General features: G+C 62.8%; 5 protein-coding genes. All 5 read left to right on the top strand.

What is annotated here, in order from left to right:
* Positions 1 to 144: 144 nt before the first annotated feature.
* Positions 145 to 1,152 (top strand): flagellar motor switch protein FliG, encoded by a 1,008-nt coding sequence (fliG, locus tag VK725_RS05685; RefSeq protein ID WP_325317088.1) that lies wholly within the window; start codon positions 145 to 147, stop codon positions 1,150 to 1,152.
* Positions 1,152 to 1,790, top strand: coding sequence for a FliH/SctL family protein (locus VK725_RS05680; RefSeq protein ID WP_325317087.1), 639 nt, complete (start codon positions 1,152 to 1,154; stop codon positions 1,788 to 1,790). Before fliG ends, VK725_RS05680 begins: the two co-directional genes overlap by 1 nt.
* Positions 1,787 to 3,154, top strand: a complete 1,368-nt coding sequence (gene fliI, locus VK725_RS05675; protein WP_325317086.1) for a flagellar protein export ATPase FliI — start codon at positions 1,787 to 1,789, stop codon at positions 3,152 to 3,154. The genes VK725_RS05680 and fliI overlap by 4 nt, the downstream gene beginning before the upstream one ends.
* Entirely contained in the window at positions 3,151 to 3,585 is a 435-nt protein-coding gene (fliJ, locus tag VK725_RS05670) for a flagellar export protein FliJ (RefSeq protein WP_325317085.1), read from the top strand. Before fliI ends, fliJ begins: the two co-directional genes overlap by 4 nt.
* Before the next feature lie 79 nt (positions 3,586 to 3,664).
* Positions 3,665 to 4,517: hypothetical protein (locus tag VK725_RS05665; protein ID WP_325317084.1), on the top strand; the 853-nt coding region annotated here is incomplete at its 3' end.

Below are 4,517 nucleotides of genomic sequence, written 5' to 3'. Positions count from 1 at the left end.
GCAATGAGCGCGAAGACGAAGTACATATCAAAACGCCGCAAATCCAGAACATGGCTTACGAGCAGAAGATCGGTCTGGCACGCAAGCTGGTGCAGGAAAATCCAAAGCAGGTTGCGCAGGTCGTCATGAATTGGGTGGGTGACGATGGCAGCTGAGCATCTTCTCAGCGGCGCGCAGCGCGCCGCCATCCTACTGCTGACGCTTGGCGAACAAGACGCCGCCGAGGTGCTCAAGCATCTCAGCGCGCGCGACGTGCAAGCGGTCGGTACGGCGATGGCGACACTCAACAACGTGTCGCGCGATCAGGTGGAAGGTGTGCTCAATGCATTGAGCAACGACATCGGCCGCCAGACCGCACTGGGCGTCGGCACCGAAGAATACATTCGCAAAATGTTGGTCAACGCGCTGGGTGAAACCAAGGCCGGCAGCCTGATCGACCGCATCCTGCTCGGCCGTTCCACCAAGGGCCTCGAATCGCTCAAGTGGATGGAAAGCCGCGCCATTGCCGAGATGATCGGCATGGAACACCCGCAGATCATCGCGCTGGTGCTCGCCCATCTCGAACCCGATCAGGCGGCCGAGGTGATTGGCTATCTGCCGGAACGTACGCGTAGCGACGCGGTGATGCGCATTGCCAATCTCGATGGTGTGCAGCCGCAAGCGTTGAACGAGCTCGATGAAATCATGGAGCGTCAGTTCTCCGGCACGTCGTCCAAGCTGAAGTCGGCGACGGTGGGCGGTCTCAAAGCCGCTGCCGACATTCTCAATGCAATGGATTCATCGCGTGAAGCGGAGCTGATGGGCGCGATCCGTACGCAGGACGCCACGCTCGGCGGCAAGATCGAAGATTTGATGTTCGTATTCGACGATCTGGCGGAAATCGACGATCGCAGCATGCAGACGCTGCTGCGCGAAGTGCCGTCGACACGCCTGGTCATCGCGCTGAAGGGCTCCGAGCCTGACGTGCGCGAAAAGATTTTCGCCAACATGTCCAAGCGCGCCGCCGACATGCTGCGCGACGATCTGGAAGTCAAAGGTCCCGTCAAACTCAGCGAGGTCGACGCAGCGCAGAAAGAAGTGCTTGGCATTGCACGCAAACTCGCCGATGCCGGGCAAATCAATCTCACTGCAAACGGCGATGAGTTCGTCTGATGGCCGGCGTACTCAGCCGCGACAAGATTCCCCTCTTCGACAAGTGGGAACCGCCCGCCGTCGGCGACCGTCGTCCTGTTGCTGCCGCGCCTGAGCCGGCGCCGGGTCCGACGGTTTACGAGCTGGAAGAAATCGAACGTCAGGCGCGCGAAGAAGGCTATGCCGCAGGTCTTGCAGAAGGCCGCGCTGCCGCCAAGACGCAGCTGGATGAGCGTCTCGCACGACTCGAAACCATCTGTACGGCTGCCGCGCGCCCTCTGACCATGTTTGACGATGCAACCGAGCGCGAGCTCGCGCTGCTGGCCACGGTGATGGCCGAACGCGTTGTCGGGCGCGAACTGCACCTGGATCCGTCGCTGATTGCGGTGGCGATACGCAAGGCCGCCGATGCGTTGCCGTCCGCCACGCGCGAACTGCGCGTGTGGGTGAATCCGCACGATATGGATCTGTTGCGCGAGCTGGGTGCCGAAGAACCGCATTGGCGCTTCGGCTCCGATCCCAAACTTCAACGTGGCGATTGCGTGCTTGAAAGCGCGCGTTCGCGTCTGGATTCGCGCGTCTCCACGCGGCTTGCCGCGGTTATCGACGCCGTACTCGGCGACGATCTGGACGAAAGCGACGCGGAGTCCGCTGCGTGAACAACGACAGCGCCCTGCAGGCACGTCATCAACGCTGGCGCCAGCAGTTGACGCGACGTGCGCAGCGCGCGCAGTCATCGCAAATGTTGACGGTCGAAGGACGTCTACGCCGCGTCGTCGGGCTGACACTGGAAGCCGAAGGCTGCGAAGCGCCGCTCGGTTCGCGCTGCATGGTCGATGCGGCCGATGGCACGGAGCTGGATACGGAAGTCGTGGGCTTTGCCGACGAACGATTGCTGCTGATGCCCGTCACCGAAATGCATGGCGTGTTGCCCAACGCACGCGTGCGTCCGTGCGCGCGCGTTGGCGGTTTGCCGGTGGGCGAGGCCTTGCTGGGCCGCGTCGTCGGTGCCGACGGTGTGCCGCTGGACGGGGAAGGCCCCTTGCGCGCCGATGCGCATGCCGTACTCAAGCGCGAGCCGATCAATCCCATGGCGCGCAAACCGATCGATGCACCGCTCGACACGGGTGTGCGCGCGATCAACGCATTGTTGACCGTTGGCCGCGGTCAGCGTCTTGGTTTGTTTGCCGGCTCCGGCGTGGGTAAATCCACGTTGATGGGCATGATGACGCGCTACACCGACGCCGATATCGTGGTGGTCGGCCTGATCGGTGAACGTGGTCGCGAAGTCAAAGAATTCGTCGAGCAGACGCTCGGCCACGAAGGCCGCCATCGTGCGGTTATCGTCGCAGCGCCTGCCGATGCGCCACCACTGAAGCGCTTGCGCGGCGCGCAATACGCCACCGCAATCGCCGAGTGGTTTCGCGACCGTGGTCAGCGCGTGCTGTTGCTGATGGACTCGTTGACGCGCTATGCACAGGCGCAACGTGAAATTGCCTTGGCCATCGGTGAGCCGCCTGCGACCAAGGGTTATCCGCCGTCTGTGTTTGCCATGTTGCCCGCGCTGGTCGAACGCGCCGGTAACGATGCCGAGGGCCGCGGTTCGATTACGGCGTTCTACACGGTGCTGACCGAAGGCGACGATCATCGCCACGATCCCATCGCCGACGCCGCGCGCGCGATTCTGGACGGCCATATCGTGCTGTCGCGCGATCTGGCCGAAGCGGGTCACTATCCCTCCATCGACATCGAAGCATCCATCAGCCGTGTGATGCCTGCGGTCGTGTCGAAGGAACGCATGCGCGCGGCGCAGAAGTTTCGTCAGATGTATTCGGCCTACCGGCAACGGCAAGACCTCATCGCCGTGGGCGCGTATCAGAAAGGTTCGGACACGCAGGTCGACCAGGCCATTGCCATGTGGCCGCGTTTGGTCCGATTCCTGCAGCAGGAAGTCGACGAGCCTGTGGAACTGCGTGCCGCGCAGGATCAGCTGGCTCTCATCGCCGCGGAGATTGGTGGATGACATCGCGTTCCGAACGCCTTCAGCCCGCCGTCGACCAGGCGCAGCGCCGCAAGAAAGACGCGATGCAGCGACTGGCCGATCATCAGCAGAAACTTGCGCATGCCGAAGAGCAGTGGGAAGAGCTCAAACGCTACCGCCGCGACTACAGCATGGGCAACGGTGGCTTGTCGGTCAGCGCGCTGCTGAACCGTCAACAATTTGTCGAGCGCATCGATCAGGCCATCGTTCAGCAAGGGAAGCTGGTCGACCGTCTGCGGCGCCATCTGAACACGGCGCGAGAGCTTTGGTTGAAAGCGAATGCGCGCGAAAACGCACTGGACAGCGTGGTTGACCGCTTGCGCAAGCAGGAGGATCAGCGCGAACAACGCCTGGAGCAGGCCGAAGTCGACGAACGTATGCAGCACCGCAAACGTGGATTCGGCGTGCCATGAACCTCTTCATCAGACTGGCTTGTTTCTTGCTGCTTGCAGCGATCAGCGGATGGTTTTCATCCGACACGAGTATGAAGGCATGAGCGCTGCACCCTTACCCGTCCAGACGGCTACACCCCAGATCAACACGCCATCGCCGTCGCCGCAGCGAAACAACCAGCGCGACAGCAACACATCGTTTGATGCGCGTCTGAACGATGCGCAGCGGCAGCAGCAGCGGGAGTCGTCGGACGACGATTCATCGTCGGCGAAGACGGCGGACACGACTCGCGACACACCCAGCGCCCAGGGCAGTCAGGTTTCCAACGCCAATGCGCAGGCGGGCAGCAAGTCAGCTGCCGCCGCCGCAGCAGACACATCGGCTTCATCAAGCGACAACGACAACAGCACGACCAGCGTCGCATCGCTGGCGAATTCCGTGTTGAGCCTTATCGATCAGGCCACGGGCGACACCGCTGGCGACAGCGCGGGAGCGACGGGAACCAAATCCGCCGCTGGAAAATCGGCCGCGCAACCAAGCAGCAACGGCCAGACGCCTCATGCGCCGCCGCAACCTGTGGCCGTCGCGCCACTGCCGCCGCCACCGGTTCCGCAGACAGCTGCGGCGACCAAAGGCAACGCGGCACAAGCCAGCGGGAATACGACGAACAGCGTCGGCGGCGCCACACCGCCGGCCGCTTTGCAAAACGCCATCGGTAAAACAACAGGCGGGAGTGCAGACGATGGCGACGCGGGCGACGCGGATACGACAAGCGCGGCCGGTTTCGGCAGTGCCGTCATCCAGGCTGTTACCGACAGCACACAAGCGCTGGCTGCTACCGCGATGACGGTAGGTCATGCGGCATTGGGCATCGCCAACGCGACGCCTTCGACCAATTCAACCCAGAGCACGCCGGATTTTGCATCGCTGCGCGGCGCGTTAGATGCCACAG

This window comes from Dyella sp. (genome assembly GCF_035486915.1).
In the GTDB taxonomy this organism is placed as follows: domain Bacteria; phylum Pseudomonadota; class Gammaproteobacteria; order Xanthomonadales; family Rhodanobacteraceae; genus Dyella_B.
This window is presented reverse-complemented; position numbering and strand designations above follow the sequence as displayed.

What these genes read in the sequence shown, in the direction of transcription:
- fliG (WP_325317088.1), top strand. Translation starts at nt 145, where the DNA reads ATGGCAGCTGAGCATCTTCTCAGCGGCGCGCAGCGCGCCGCCATCCTA.
- VK725_RS05680 (WP_325317087.1), top strand. Translation starts at nt 1,152, where the DNA reads ATGGCCGGCGTACTCAGCCGCGACAAGATTCCCCTCTTCGACAAGTGG.
- fliJ (WP_325317085.1), top strand. Translation starts at nt 3,151, where the DNA reads ATGACATCGCGTTCCGAACGCCTTCAGCCCGCCGTCGACCAGGCGCAG.